Origin of the sequence: Frondihabitans sp. 762G35, assembly GCF_002074055.1 — a bacterium.
In the GTDB taxonomy this organism is placed as follows: Bacteria; Actinomycetota; Actinomycetes; order Actinomycetales; family Microbacteriaceae; genus Frondihabitans.
The window spans coordinates 1,219,392-1,233,919 of sequence record NZ_CP014619.1 but is presented as its reverse complement, the minus strand read 5'-3'; the positions used below and the strand labels follow the sequence as shown (position 1 = coordinate 1,233,919).

Genomic DNA, 14,528 nt, shown 5'->3' with positions numbered 1-14,528 from the left:
GCGCGCCGGAGCGAGGCCCGCATTCCAGCCACATCCATGTCACCCGGATCCGGGTGGCGGTTTCGACTGCTCGGAAGAGTCCGTCATCCTTCGGCGGTGGAGGGCGACCCGGCCGGAGCTGGGCCGATGGACGATCGTGATCACCGGCCCAGTGTTCCGGGCTTCTCCGAGCAGACCGGCGGACGACCATGCCCGCCTAGAACACATCCTCGGCCTCGTCTCTCCCTGCGGAGACCACTCCGCGCGAGCGTCGCCTGCGATCCAGGGAAACGATCGCGAGACCGAGCCCGAGGAGACCTACCGCCAGGCCGGCGACCAGGAACGGGACGCTCGACCCCGTGAAGGCCAGGGCGCCACCGCTTCCGGAACTGCTCCCGGCGGCGTTGGCCGCCGCCGGGTCGACGGTCCCCGCTCCGTTCGCGCTGGAAGTGGATGTCGCTGATGCCGATGACGACGCCTGCGAGGCGCCCGTGGCGATCGCGTCCGAGATGGCGGTACTGCGGCTCTGTGCCGAGTCCGGACTCGCGGTTCCCGAGGCGTTCGTGCTCGCGTTCGTCAGAGCTGCAGCCTCCGCCGCCGACGACGCGTTCGCCGTCGCCGTCGACGACGCCGCCGCGTTCGTGTTCGACGTGTTATCCGCATTCGCCGCCGCGTTCGCCGCGACCTGAGCCGCCGCATTCGCTGCCGTCGTCGCGGTGCTCGACGCATCCGTCGACGCCTGAGCGGTCGCCGCCGCCTGCGCTGCCGCCGCCGCGGTCGCATCCGACGCCGCCGACGCCGTCGTCGTCGCATCCGCCAACGCCGCCGCGACCGCCGCCGCCTGAGCGCCCGCATTCGCGTTCGAATCCGCCTGCGCCGACGCCGCCGCCGACGCTGCCGCGTTCCCATTCGCCGCCGCCGCCGCGTTCGCATCCGTGCCCGCAGTACTCGACGCCGTCGTGCTCGCATTCGCCAACGCCGCAGCCTCCGCCGCCGACGACGCGTTCGCCGTCGCCGTCGACGACGCCGCCGCGTTCGTGTTCGACGTGTTATCCGCATTCGCCGCCGCGTTCGCCGCGACCTGAGCCGCCGCATTCGCTGCCGTCGTCGCGGTGCTCGACGCATCCGTCGACGCCTGAGCGGTCGCCGCCGCCTGCGCTGCCGCCGCCGCGGTCGCATCCGACGCCGCCGACGCCGTCGTCGTCGCATCCGCCAACGCCGCCGCGACCGCCGCCGCCTGAGCGGCCGCATTCGCGTTCGAATCCGCCTGCGCCGACGCCGCCGCCGACGCTGCCGCGTTCCCATTCGCCGCCGCCGCCGCGTTCGCATCCGTGCCCGCAGTACTCGACGCCGTCGTGCTCGCATTCGCCAACGCCGCAGCCTCCGCCGCCGACGACGCGTTCGCCGTCGCCGTCGAGGACGCCGCCGCGTTCGTGTTCGACGTGTTATCCGCATTCGCCGCCGCGTTCGCCGCGACCTGAGCCGCCGCATTCGCCGTCGCCTGCGCGGTGCTCGACGCATCCGTCGACGCCTGAGCGGTCGCCGCCGCCTGCGCTGCCGCCGCCGCGGTCGCATCCGACGCCGCCGACGCCGTCGTCGTCGCATCCGCCAACGCCGCCGCGACCGCCGCCGCCTGAGCGGCCGCATTCGCGTTCGAATCCGCCTGCGCCGACGCCGCCGCGGACGCTGCCGCGTTCCCATTCGCCGCCGCCGCCGCGTTCGCATCCGTGCCCGCAGTACTCGACGCCGTCGTGCTCGCATTCGCCAACGCCGCAGCCTCCGCCGCCGACGACGCGTTCGCCGTCGCCGTCGAGGACGCCGCCGCGTTCGTGTTCGACGTGTTATCCGCATTCGCCGCCGCGTTCGCCGCGACCTGAGCCGCCGCATTCGCCGTCGCCTGCGCGGTGCTCGACGCATCCGTCGACGCCTGAGCGGTCGCCGCCGCCTGCGCTGCCGCCGCCGCGGTCGCATCCGACGCCGCCGACGCCGTCGTCGTCGCATCCGCCAACGCCGCCGCGACCGCCGCCGCCTGAGCGCCCGCATTCGCGTTCGAATCCGCCTGCGCCGACGCCGCCGCCGACGCTGCCGCGTTCCCATTCGCCGCCGCCGCCGCGTTCGCATCCGTGCCCGCAGTACTCGACGCCGTCGTGCTCGCATTCGCCAACGCCGCAGCCTCCGCCGCCGACGACGCGTTCGCCGTCGCCGTCGACGACGCCGCCGCGTTCGTGTTCGACGTGTTATCCGCATTCGCCGCCGCGTTCGCCGCGACCTGAGCCGCCGCATTCGCTGCCGTCGTCGCGGTGCTCGACGCATCCGTCGACGCATCGGCCAGTTGCGTCCCGGCGGCTTGTGCCGCCGCGTTCGCGGTGGTGTCCGCCGCGGCCGACGCCGTCGTCGAAGCGTCGGCGAGGGCAGCTGCTATGGCAGCCGCCTCCGCGACGGCATTGGAATTGGAGTCGGCTTGCGCCGCAGCCGCCGCTGACGCGGCGGCATTGGCGTTTCCCGGATCGGGATCCGGGGCTGAGGGAACGGCATTGGGAATGGCCCCGCCGATGAGAGCGCCACCCTGGGACAGATAGCTCCCCGTGAAGATTGTGGCTGGAGCACTCGGGTTCGGCGCGCGCAGGGAGGGTGTTCCGTAGCGCGGGTATCCGTTGAACGTGGCGAGCGACTGCCACTGCCCGGAGGAGGTCGACGACTCGACCACGGACGCGCAGTTGACCCAACCGACCTTGCCGACGATCGCCGCGAAGTTCCCGGGCAGGGTCAGCACCTGCCATCCGGAGATGTAGAGGCATTCACCCGCAGCGTTCGTGATGGGGCCGATCTCGGTGCCCGCGGGCACCGTGAGACTCGACGCCTGTGCCAAGGCTTCGGCGGCAGTCGGATACTGCGCCGTGACTCGCGCGTTGCCGGCACCGTCGTTGGAGTCGAGGATGCCCGTCGTGGGGGCGATGCTCGTGATGATGCGTCTCGTCTCGACCGCACCCGTCCCGGCTGCGTTCGCCCAGCTCGGCCCGAGGATCGTGAGCGTCGCAACGGAGGCGGTGACGAGCACGGCCCACGGCCGCATCCGGCGGCTCTTCATCATGTGTGTTGACACGGTCTAGGCGTCCTTACTTCTGCGAGTGATACGTGGGTGTGTCGATGAGGATGCACGGCGATGAGCTGCCGGCTGGGCGAGATCGTTCGGAGGGGCTCGGCATGATCGGTGCCTCAGAGCCGAACCAGATCGGCGGCGGGCTCGTTCGCCTCCGGGACCTTCTCCGTCACGCGAGACTTCGGGACGGGGAGCGGGAGTCCGGAGGCGTCGAGCACAGGTCGGGAGTCCACGAGCGGAGGATCAGCATGTTTCAGCCAGGCACGTCGGATCGCCGTCCGCAGTTTCCGCCATGTCGCGTCGCGGATGAAGATCGAGTCGATGGCGACCATCGCGAACGAGAAGAAGGGCAAGCCCATGAAGAATGCGATGCCCAGGTGGAATCCGAAGATCCCCATCAGCGCCAGGATGCGCGTCACCCGGTTGAGGAGCATCGGGAGGAACATCATCTGGATGACGATGGTCCCCCACGAGAGGGCAACGACGAGAGGCCCGAGAGACGTGATGAAGTCAGCGAGTTCCGGCCAGTTGCTGAATCTCATGACGTGCAGGGGATTGAAGATGGCGTAGCCGTTCTGCCAGGTCTGACCCTCGGCCTTGTACAGAGCGCCCGACATGTAGATGAAGCTGACGTGCATGGTGACGACGACGATGGCGAGGTTGTGGAGGATGTTCGAGAAGGGCTCGTATCGGGCTCCGGCTCGCGTCGCGTTTCGCAGCGTCGCCGGGGTCCGCGACCGGAGCAGGGCGTCGACCGAGAATCGAGACGACGTGTCGGCGAAAACGAGGTAGATCAGGAGCATCCGGTAGATGTTGTCTCCCTGGTCGTGCACGAGGCTGTTCAGGTCGATGAACCCCACCCAGAGACACAGGAAGATCGGGAGGACGATCTTCGTTCGCCAGCCGGCCACGATGACGAGAGCCAGAGCGGCCAGGAGGAGGTAGCCCGCGGTGAAGGACGCCCTGGATTCGTTGATCGAGTCGAAGAACGAGAAGAACCACACGTGGGGAAGATCGCTGGCGGGAGACCCGAGTTGGCTCGTCCACGCCATGCCCGGACCCCAGGTGTACGAGCGCGTCGACCAGTTGGCGGCGAGTTGCACGAATGCGACGAGGCCGACGATGATCCTGGTGACGGCGAGACCATAGCGGGCCTTCTTCCGCCCGAGGAGCCACGATTCCGAGAATCGAAGAGCTCTCGTGACGAGTCGCCCGACGAGGGAGAGCAGGCTCGCGAGCAGGTCTCCCGCTGTTCGCACGATTCTCACGGGCAGACGGCGCCGGGGTGCGAACATCAGCGCCTCCCCTCCGCTGCGAGAGGCGCGAAGACGGCTGCGAAGTCACCCGACGATTGACCTGCGTACTCATGCAGCCCTCGCCACCCGGTCGCCGCGATCTGCTTGGGTGGGCGCACCGCTCCCGCCTTATCCCGGTCGGCGAACGGGATGATGTTCTGGCGATAGATCTGGAACTGGACGTACGTCACCTTCGATCCCCAGATAGCCTTGGCCGCCTGGGTTGCGTACGAGTCGGTGTGGAGGGCCTCCGCGAGGAAGGTTCTCGTCGCCGCAGTCGAGGCATCGTTCTTGCCGCCCAGGACCGTGATCGACTGGGCGTAGCGGGCGTTCCACGTCGATCCGAGGTAGTACCCGTATCCGACGGCCTTTCGCTGTCCCGGATTCAGGCGGTCGTAGGCCGTCTTGTATCGGGAGGCCTGCTCGACCGCGAGGTTGGCAGCCCGGGGAGGGAGGAGGTTGTGGAGACCCAGGGAGTGCTCGGCGACGGTCGCGTCGATCCAATTCGTCACGGTGGTCTTCGTTCCATCCGGCACGATCGCCCTCACCAGGAAGTGATAGTCACCGTTGATCGGATCCGGGGCGAAGACAGACCAGGACTGGCCGAACAGCGGAATCTCATAGCGCTCCAGGGCGTTTCCCGGCACCACCGCTCGAAGTTGGGAGGGGGGCGCGATCCACAGGAACTGGGCGAAGATGTGCCAGCCGGCCAGAGCCGCGGCCGCAACCGCGAATACTCGCACCGCCGTCTTCGACCTGCCTCGATACAGACCGTGTTCCATGCTCGACCGCCCGTTCTCTCCCCTGTCGCCCGAGAGAGGTCGAGCGAGAGGGCCACAACGTAGGCACCCCCGAAACGACGTGTCAACACCGAAATCGACAACAAGGTTTTCCGCCTCAGCTCTTGACACAGACGGCCACGGTGTCATAGTCATCCCGACGCATCGGGCGTCATCCGAACCGAGGCAGGTGCCTGCCTGGTGACGTGCCCTCAGCGCCTCCTCGGCGTGCCTGGACACCCCTCTCGTGGGTGTGGCACTGCCGCTGGTTCGAGACATACCGATTCGCGAAATACACGTTCGAGGGGATCATCATGAGCTCACAAGTGACCCAATCAGGTCGGACCGGTCGGGGTCGAGCCTCGTTCACCCATCGCTTGTTAGCAGTCGTCGTCACGAGTGCGCTGCTGATGATCGGTGCCTTGGCTGTCCCCTCATCGGCCCGAGCCGCGATCCGATTCCCGTTTGAGACGACATTCGATTCCGCCGCCGGAGGCACTCTCTCGGGCTCCGCCACGACGGGCGGCGGGTGGCTGTCGCTCACCACCTCCGCCCGGACCCAGGCAGGATCCTGGACGACCGACGACGCCTTCGATTCGAGCCTCGGGCTCGACGTGACTTTCCAATACGCCACCTATGGCGGATCCGGCGGCAACGGATTGTCGTTCTTCCTGGCCGATGGGGCCGCCTCGGCCTCGGTGGGACCACCCGGAGCGGGTCTCGGCTACGCCTGCGTCAACAACAACGCCACCGGATCACCCTGTAATCAGCCTGGTGTGGCGGGGGCGTTCGTCGGAATCGGTCTGGACGAGTACGGCGCCTTCAGCGATCCGAATTTCTTGGGCACGGGGCCCGGTCAGAGCCGCAACAGCATCGCGGTACGCGGTTCAGGCACCGGGACATCCGGCTACCGATACCTCGCTGGAGCCGTCGCGCCGGGTGGTTCCGTGGCCACGGGCTCCCGCGCCGGCGAGAGAACGATTCGCGTCATCGTCCAACCCGATCCTTCGGGGACGATCGCTCTCGACGTCTTCTCGAACACAGGTCCCGGTACGAGCCTGCAGCCCGTCTTCAAAGACCTGGTCGTCACCGGTCCCGACCAAGCCGCTCTTCCGCCGACGCTCCGACTGGGATTCGTGGGATCGACAGGAGATGCGACGAACGCTCACGAGATCGACGATCTTCGGGTGAACGTCCCGACCGACCTGGCGATCACCACGACCGGCCCTGTAACCGCGGTCGCCGGAACGGACATCGGGTACACCGTCACGGCGACGAACGCGAGTCCGTATCCCGTCACGGGCGCTGCCATCGCCGATGCCATCCCCGCCGGAATCACGGGCGTCACCTGGACCTGCACCTCTCCCGACGGCGGAACGTGCGCCAGCGATGCCGGAACAGGCCAGGACATAGCCACCACGGCAGACCTTCCCGGCGGTGCATCCGTCGTCTACTCGATCCGTGGAAGGGCAGATCCCTCGCTGGCGCCGCAAGCCTTGACCAACACGGCGATCGTGACCGCCCCCGTCGACCGCGCCGACACCGACCTCGCCAACAACCGAGGGTCCGTCTCGACGCAGATCGAACAGGACGCCTCGCTGACGACGACCAAGTCAGCGGCTCTCCTTCCTTCGGCCACCGAATTGGCCCCGGGCGAGGACTTCACCTATACGCTCCGAGCCGGCGTCACCGGGCCCTCCACGGCGACGGATGTCGGAGTCTCCGACGCGCTGCCAGAAGGAATCGACTTCGTCTCGTCTCCCGACGGCTGCTCGGCAACGGGCAAGGAGGTGAGGTGCACATCGAACGGCGCGACGCTTCCCGGAGAGGGCAGGAGCTTCAGGTTCACGGTGCGGCTCAACCCCGCCTACGTCGGAGACGGTACCGACCTCGGCAACATCGCCACCGCGACGTCCCGCACGCCCGGCACGTCGACATCCTCACCCACGGTCTTCCCACCGACCATCGTTCCCCGCGCAGCGCTGACGACCACGAAGGTCGCCGCCGTGATCGGGACCGGTGCCTCGGTCGCCCCCGGCGAGACTTACTCGTACACCGTGACCGTCAGGAACGGCGGGCCGTCTTACGCCACGGACGTGGGCGCCTCGGATCGACTTCCCGACCCCCTCGCGTTCGTGTCGTCCGGAGACGGGTGCACGGCATCGGGACAGCTCGTCACCTGCGCCTCGAGCGAGCGTCTCGCGGTCGGTGAATCGACCGCGTTCACCTTCGTCGTGAAGCTGGCGGCTTCCTACACCGGTACCGGTGAGGACCTCCTCAACGTGGCATCCGGAACGTCGACGACGCCCGGCGCCTCACCCCCGTCGGCACCCGCTCCCCCTCCGCCACTGGCAGCTCCGCGCGCCGACCTCACGACGGATCAGAGCGTGTCCCTGATCCCTCCGGCGACCTCGCTCGTCCCGGGAGAGAGCTTCACCTACACCATCTCCGTCGCCAACCAGGGCCCTTCAGCGGCCGCCGACGTCGGTGCCATCGACAACCTCCCCGGGGGAATCCTCTTCCAGTCATCCGCGTCGGGATGCACCGCCGAGGGACAACGGGTCGTCTGCGCCGGAGTCGGACCACCTCTCGCCCCCGGAGGGAAACGATCGTTCACCTTCACCGTCCGGCTCGATCCGAGCTACATCGGTGACGGGTCCGATCTCGGCAACGTGGCTTCAGGATCCATGTCCACATCCGGGACTATCAGCCCGTCGGAGATGGTGTTCCCCCCGGAACCCCTGGTCGACCCTGTAGCCGACCTCTCCATCACGAAGTCGGCTGCAATGGTGGCTCCGGTTGCCGACGGGAGCACCGACTGGACGATCACGGTGACCAACCGCGGGCCATCGACCGCGCAGGACGTCCTGGCGACCGACGCCGTGCCACAGGGTCTGACGTTCACGGGTTCGGTCCCCTCGGTCTGCGTCCCCTCCGGCAATTCGACCATCGGAAACGTCGCCGAATGCTCGCTCGGATCACTGCTCCCCGGCGAGACGACGACGGTCATCCTGACGACAGGCGTGAGCTCGGCCGTCGTCGCAGGGACCATCCTCCGCAACAGTGCCACGGTGACGAGCCTGACCGACGACCCCGTCCCGGAGAACAATCGGACGGGCCTCGTGGCCTCGATTCCCGTGATAGGACTCCCGACTCCCCAGCCGGCGCCACCGAACGAACCTGTTCTGGCGTTCACCGGATCCCGAGGAGTCGCGCCGCTGGCGATCGGAGCCTTGCTTCTTCTCGGACTCGGCGCCGTCCTCCTCATCAGGAGGCGACGGGATCCGCGCTGACGTCATCGCGGCCCCGATCTCTGCCATCGCCGATACTCGAACGACGACCTGATTCCTGTACCCCAGTTGAAACTGAGCATTGCACAGCAGTATCCTTCGACGGAATATCGCGGGCAGCAGAGACAAGTTTTTTTCGGACACACACAGGAACCTGTCTCGACCCCGACCGGGAGACGGAAAACCCGGGAGATGCTCCTCTCTCCCGGAATTCCGGGGCAGAAGCGCGGCGCGGGTAACGGGACGCGGCTCCATGCGTCTCCCCCAAGAGCGATCGAGCGCGTGTGCCGCAGATTAATATTGCTTGCGCTTCACGCTGGAAGAAGACATCCTTCGCACACCTACACGAAGCCGCGAAGGCCGGATGGGGTACAAGGGCCATCTGGGGGCCCGGATCGGGAGTCATGATGATGTGTTCGAAAGTGTCAAAAAGACGGGGAGCCAACCACCCCGAGCAGGATCGCCTCCTCTCATCGGTCGGAAGGTAGACGACCTAGCAACAACCGAAGGGCGAGCGCTCTTCTCACGGAACGAATCCCGATGCGTCACTCTCGGGATTCCGCGCCATACGAGGACATCACAGTGTCGATGTCCGCCGTCCGTGTGGTGTTCACTCGGACACGTCACCGCATGTCACGCGCGTGATCGTGTCATGAATCACCACCTCACCCTGACCGTCTCTCTCGCCGCGGCGGCGCTCACCACCGCCGAGCGATGATCGAGGGACTCGGCAGACAGGGATCGGGTGGTCCTCGTGCACGCCTCGGCGTGGAGATCCATCTGGAAAGGTTTTTGATGTCGTCGACGCCATCCGCTCGAGAACAGGCAGTTCAGATTCACAAGAGGATCACGGAGTCCTCCACCAAGTCCGCGTGGTCGACCCAGTGCATCGAGAACGAGTCGATTCCGAAATGGCAATTGGCGACGGTGGCAGCTCTCCTCGCGCTCAGTCAGGGTGAAGAGCTCGACTACGTGACGAGTTCCCTGCTGGAGGACCGAGACTGGCAGATCGTCGCTTTCACGCCTCGACGGGTTGTCCGACTCGTTCTGACTCCGTCGCACTCGGGCGAATTACTGACCCACGGGTACGTCTTCGGGAGGGGAACGCTCTCCGCCATCGAACTCGTGTCATCGCCGGCCCCCATCTCGACACAGGACCCCTGGCCGGGGAATCTGAGCATGATCGCCCGATATGCGGGCGCCACCATCCCCTTGCCCCTGGATGATTTCGCCTCGCCGCGGAATCGATCGCAGATCCCGCGTCTCCTGGCGTCGCTTCTCAAAGACGTGTCCGGATGACGGGGGGTCCGGGTGGCCTTCGTGCCCCCGTCGGGCCCGACCCACGCCGACCGTGGCACCGACCGGCGAATCGCCCGTCACTCGGCAGCCGCACCGCAGGGCTCCGGCACCCAGCCCTCTAAGCTGGGCCATCCGCCCACGGAAGGAACCGCAATGAGCATGGAAGGCGCGGCCTGGAGCTCGCTCTACAAGATCTCTTCCGCCCGGGACGGCAAGAACGGCATCTCCCGGGAGTCCGTCCGGCGCATCATGACGTTCGCGGTGCCCTACCGGTCCAAGCTGCTGATCTTCATCGCCCTCTCCGTCGTCGGAGCCTTCCTCGCCGTCGCGACGCCGGTTCTCGCCGGCCAGGTGGTCGACGTCATCACCGCCAAGGGCGAGGTCGCCACGATCGTGTGGCTCGCCGTCGTCATCGCCCTCGTGGCCGTCGCCGACGCGGGAGTGTCACTCGTGACGCGCTGGTTCTCGGCGCGGATCGGCGAGGGCGTGATCCTGGACCTCCGCACCTCCGTCTTCGACCACGTTCAGAAGATGCCGATCGCGTTCTTCACCCGCACCCGGACGGGCGCCCTCGTGAGCCGCCTCAACAACGACGTCATCGGTGCCCAGCAGGCCTTCAGCGGCACCCTGTCCGGCGTGGTCACGAACCTCGTGGCGCTGACCCTCACCCTGATCGTCATGCTCAGCACGTCCTGGCTCGTGACGGTTCTGGCCGTGGTCATGCTCCCCCTCTTCCTGATCCCCGCGCGCCGCATGGGCAGCCGCCTCGCCGCGCTGCGTCGCGAGGCCGCCGATCACAACTCCGCCATGAGCACGCAGATGACCGAGCGCTTCTCGGCACCCGGCGCCACGCTCGTCAAGCTGTTCGGCCGTCCCGACGAGGAGGCGGAGGAGTTCCGCGTCCGCGCCGCCCGGGTCAGGGACATCGGAGTCCGGACCGCGATGCTGCAGTTCGTCTTCTTCACCGCCCTGATGCTCGTCTCCGCCCTCGCTCTCGCACTCGTCTACGGGCTCGGCGGCGTCCTCGCCCTGGCCGGTCAGCTCAACACCGGTGAGGTGGTCACGCTGGCACTCCTCCTCACCCGCCTCTACGCACCCCTCACCAGCCTCGCGAACGCGCGCGTGGAGATCATGAGCGCGGTGGTCAGCTTCGAGCGCGTCTTCGAGGTGCTGGACCTCGAACCGCTCATCACGGAGAAGCCCGACGCCGTCGCCGTCCCCGACGGCCCCGTGTCCGTCGAGTTCGACGACGTCCGCTTCGCCTACCCGTCCGCGGACAAGGTCTCCCTCGCCTCTCTCGAGGAGGTCTCCACGCTGGATACCCGCGGCGGGGAAGAGGTGCTGCACGGCGTCTCCTTCCGGATCGAGCCGGGGCAGACCGTCGCCCTCGTCGGGACGTCCGGTGCCGGCAAGTCCACGATCGCGCAACTCCTGTCGCGCCTCTACGACGTCGACAGCGGCGCCGTGCGCCTCGCGGGAACGGACGTCCGCGACGTCACCTTCGTGTCGATGCGCAACAGCCTGGGCATGGTCACGCAGGACGGCCACCTGTTCCACGAGACCATCCTCTCGAACCTCCGCTTGGCGAGGCCGGAGGCGACCGACGACGAGGTCTGGGACGCCGTGCGCCGGGCGCGGCTCGAGCCGCTCATCCGATCCCTGCCGGACCAGCTGGACACCATGGTGGGCGAGCGGGGCTATCGCCTCTCCGGAGGCGAACGTCAGCGCATGACCATCGCGAGGCTCCTGCTCGCCCAGCCGCGCGTCGTCATCCTCGACGAGGCGACGGCGGCGCTGGACTCGACGTCCGAGGCCGCCGTGCAGGCGGCCCTCAGCGAGGCGCTCCAGGGCCGGACGGCGATGGTGATCGCCCACCGCCTCTCCACCATCCGCAGCGCTGACCTGATCCTCGTGGTCGAGGACGGCTCCATCGTGGAGCGCGGGACGCACGAGGAGTTGCTGGCGGCGGGCGGCCGGTACGAGGAACTGCACCGGACCCAGTTCGCGGTGCAGAAAGACGTCGCGGCCGACGAGGAAGCGCTGAGTCGACCTGGTCGCTGAGTGCGGTGGGGGTGAGCCGTGTGAAAGGCCGACCGCCGGAGGCGGTCCCTCTGCTGCGGTCGGGCTGCGCCCCATCGGCACGGCCGACACGTCGCTCCGCGACGCGTCGGAACCGGCGACGGGGACCCCGCTGTCAGCCCTCGCAAATGCAGAACGGGCCGCCCGAAGGCGACCCGTTCTGCATGGTCGGGCTGACAGGATTTGAACCTGCGACCCCTTGACCCCCAGGCATCAGCATGGCTCCGTTTGGCTCGACTACCGCGTGATTCTGGGCCTCAGATCATGCAGAGCAAGTCATGAAACGCATCATTTGCATGATTCTGGTCCCCTTTTGGTCCCCTTCTTCAAGGGCGCGGCAGGGATGCCACTGATAGCGTCTGGGACTTCGCAGAGGTCAACCGGCCAAGAACTCCACGCCATGTCGGTGTTTGAGTTGACCAGGTCAAAGGGACGGTGAACGAGCACTCGCGTGCACGGTTCCAGTGCCCACCTTCCTGAAACAGATCGTCCGAAAATCCGACGAGGTTCCCCGCAGATCGAAGCTAGTTGGCTATCGCAGCGTCTGGCGCCCAGAGGTGGCGGGTGATGCCTTGATCTTCCTCGGTTGCGCGTTCGCCGAGTTCAATGGTGATGAGCTCGTCGCCTTCGTAGGCCGGGCTGAGCTCGAGAGCTAAGTAATCAAACAGTTCGCGTTCGTGGACGGCGATTATGACTTGCCGGTCGTTCTGCTTCGAAAGCAGGCGGACGAGTCCAGCGAACTGTGCCACATGTACTTCGTCCATTGCTTGGACGGGGTCATCGAAGACAAGGCACGGGACGATCGGTTCGACGGCGAGGTGGAGCGCGAGGAACAGGGACAGTGCTGCGGTGTTCAGATTGCCCGCAGACAGCATCATTTGGGGCGGGCCGCTGGCTTCGCCGTTGCGGTGGGTGGTCTCCAACTTGATGTCGAACGTCTTCTTTGTTGCGCTGGGAATTCCGAAGCTTGGGATGAACCCTTCGTTCGGGGCGAGCGGGACTGCTGAGGGTTTAGTTTCCATCTAGCCTGTGAGGATTTTGTCCTCCTGGAAGGATGGCCATTGTGGCAAAGCCCTATCCGGAAGAGTTCCGTCGCGACGTCGTGTCCGTCGCGAGAAAGCACGAAGCACCACTTGCTCAGATCGCGAAGGATTTCGGGATCAGCGAGGGGACACTGACCAACTGGCTGAAACGGGCCGACGTCGAGGAAGGCGTCCGCCCCGGGCTGAAACAAGCCGACGCTGAAGAGTTGCGGGAGCTGAAGAAACGCAACCGTCTCCTCGAGCAAGAGAACGAGATCCTGAGGCGGGCGGCGGCGTTCTTCGCCCGGGAGCTGCCCCCAAAATGATCTACCCGCTGGTCCTCGACCTTGCCGGTGACGGGATCCCCGTCACGGTGACCTGCCGGGTCCTGGGGTTCTCCACCCAAGGCTTCAACAAGTGGCGCCGCCACCCTGTCTCGCAGCGGGACTGGGATGACACCCACCTGACAAACCTCGCCCTCGATATCCACCGCGACGACCCCGAGTTCGGGTATCGGTTCGTCGCCGACGAGATCGCCGACTTGGGTGTAACCGCGTCCGAGCGGCGCGTGTGGCGACTCTGCTCCGAGCAACAGCTGTGGTCTTTGCATGCCAAGAAACGGGGCCTGACACGCAAGGCCGGCCCACCAGTGCATGACGACCTCGTCCTTCGCCAGTTCCGTGCCGACCGCATCAACCAGCTGTGGCTCACGGACATCACGGAGCATCGGACCGACACCGGGAAGCTTTACCTATGTGCGATCAAGGACATGTTTTCGCGCCGGATCGTGGGCTACTCGATCAGCGACCGGATGACGTCAGGGCTTGCCGTGTCGGCGGTGCGGAACGCGATCCGTCTCCGCGGACCCGTCGACACGATCTTGCACTCGGATCGAGGTTCTCAATTTCGGTCGAAGGTCTTCGTCCGCACCCTGAAGTCGAACGGGCTGACCGGGTCGATGGGCCGGGTCGGTGCGTGTGGCGACAACGCGGCCATGGAGTCCTTCTTCTCGCTGCTGCAGAAGAACGTCCTCGACCGGCGACGGTGGGCCACGAAGGAGGAGCTGCGGCTCGCGATCGTCACCTGGATCGAGCGGACCTATCACCGAAAGCGACGCCAGCGAGGCCTCGGGAGGCTCACACCGATCGAGTTCGAGCTACTCTCCCAAAGAGCCACTGCGGTGGCCTGAAACCAGCAACACTCACCTGGAAAACAAAACATCAGCAGCCCCGGGCATGCACCAGCGATTCTGGTGGCGCGCATTCGCGCCTTGCCGTTGTCGCGCCTGTTGGGCCAACATCGCTCCTCTCCGCGTCCGCACCTGCTTCTGGAAAGATTGAAGTATGGGTGGTCGCAACCTGCCGTTGAATCCGACCCAGATCGAAGTACTGATCTGGGTGCGCGACGGGTGTGCCCCCGGTGTCTATGAGGACTGGGCCCACCGGATCACTGCACGAGCGCTACACAATCGTGAACTAGTCGTTGTGAAAGGTCGCGGTACCGGGTGGGCGGCGTCATTGACCGATGACGGCACCTTCTACCTCGATTACGGCGAATACCCTGGCGTGCAGGAAAGCCCGCTCTCTGAGGCACATAGGCCTCCGTTGGCCCCCGCAGACGAAGAGCCGACCCCCCGGCGCCCACAGCTACCATTCGTGGCAAACAGGACAAACTACCGTCGAAGG

8 protein-coding genes are annotated in these 14,528 nt (G+C 66.7%); 4 read left to right on the top strand and 4 right to left on the bottom strand.

The genetic code is table 11. From position 1 onward, the window contains the following. Positions 1 to 196: 196 nt before the first annotated feature. From AS850_RS16275 to AS850_RS05955, 3 genes are all read right to left on the bottom strand, one after another. A complete protein-coding gene (locus AS850_RS16275; protein ID WP_123955461.1) occupies positions 197 to 3,082 on the bottom strand; it encodes a hypothetical protein in 2,886 nt (961 codons plus the stop codon). Between the two features lie 113 nt (positions 3,083 to 3,195). Beyond that, entirely contained in the window at positions 3,196 to 4,338 is a 1,143-nt protein-coding gene (locus tag AS850_RS05960) for an HTTM domain-containing protein (protein WP_164088401.1), read from the bottom strand. Between the two features lie 35 nt (positions 4,339 to 4,373). Next, positions 4,374 to 5,156, bottom strand: a complete 783-nt coding sequence (locus AS850_RS05955; protein WP_123955460.1) for a DUF5819 family protein — start codon at positions 5,154 to 5,156, stop codon at positions 4,374 to 4,376. Between the two features lie 419 nt (positions 5,157 to 5,575). Here AS850_RS05955 and AS850_RS05950 point away from each other — a divergent pair, with 419 nt between their 5' ends. The 3 genes from AS850_RS05950 (at position 5,576) to AS850_RS05940 (ending at position 11,803) form a co-directional block, all read left to right on the top strand. Next, positions 5,576 to 8,446, top strand: coding sequence for an LPXTG cell wall anchor domain-containing protein (locus AS850_RS05950; protein ID WP_164088400.1), 2,871 nt, complete (start codon positions 5,576 to 5,578; stop codon positions 8,444 to 8,446). A 711-nt stretch (positions 8,447 to 9,157) separates the two neighbouring features. Further along, a complete protein-coding gene (locus AS850_RS05945; RefSeq protein WP_123955458.1) occupies positions 9,158 to 9,742 on the top strand; it encodes a hypothetical protein in 585 nt (194 codons plus the stop codon). 153 nt (positions 9,743 to 9,895) lie between these two features. After that, the gene (locus AS850_RS05940; protein ID WP_119868282.1) at positions 9,896 to 11,803 is read left to right on the top strand and encodes an ABC transporter ATP-binding protein; all 1,908 of its coding nucleotides are present in this window, start codon (positions 9,896 to 9,898) and stop codon (positions 11,801 to 11,803) included. 542 nt (positions 11,804 to 12,345) lie between these two features. Here AS850_RS05940 and AS850_RS05935 read toward each other — a convergent pair. Then, entirely contained in the window at positions 12,346 to 12,843 is a 498-nt protein-coding gene (locus AS850_RS05935) for a hypothetical protein (RefSeq protein WP_123955457.1), read from the bottom strand. A 41-nt stretch (positions 12,844 to 12,884) separates the two neighbouring features. On the opposite strand from AS850_RS05935, the gene AS850_RS05930 reads away from it, so the two are divergent. Further along, a protein-coding gene (locus AS850_RS05930; RefSeq protein ID WP_119870161.1) for an IS3 family transposase occupies positions 12,885 to 14,032 on the top strand; the annotation gives its coding sequence in 2 pieces (ribosomal slippage) (positions 12,885 to 13,152 and positions 13,152 to 14,032; 1,149 coding nt in all). The last annotated feature ends 496 nt before the right edge of the window (positions 14,033 to 14,528 follow it).

Excerpts from the sequence above, each read along its gene's own strand:
- AS850_RS05940 (WP_119868282.1), top strand. The coding sequence starts at position 9,896 with ATGAGCATGGAAGGCGCGGCCTGGAGCTCGCTCTACAAGATCTCTTCC.
- AS850_RS05945 (WP_123955458.1), top strand. The coding sequence starts at position 9,158 with ATGATCGAGGGACTCGGCAGACAGGGATCGGGTGGTCCTCGTGCACGC.
- AS850_RS05955 (WP_123955460.1), bottom strand. The coding sequence starts at position 5,156 with ATGGAACACGGTCTGTATCGAGGCAGGTCGAAGACGGCGGTGCGAGTA.
- AS850_RS05935 (WP_123955457.1), bottom strand. The coding sequence starts at position 12,843 with ATGGAAACTAAACCCTCAGCAGTCCCGCTCGCCCCGAACGAAGGGTTC.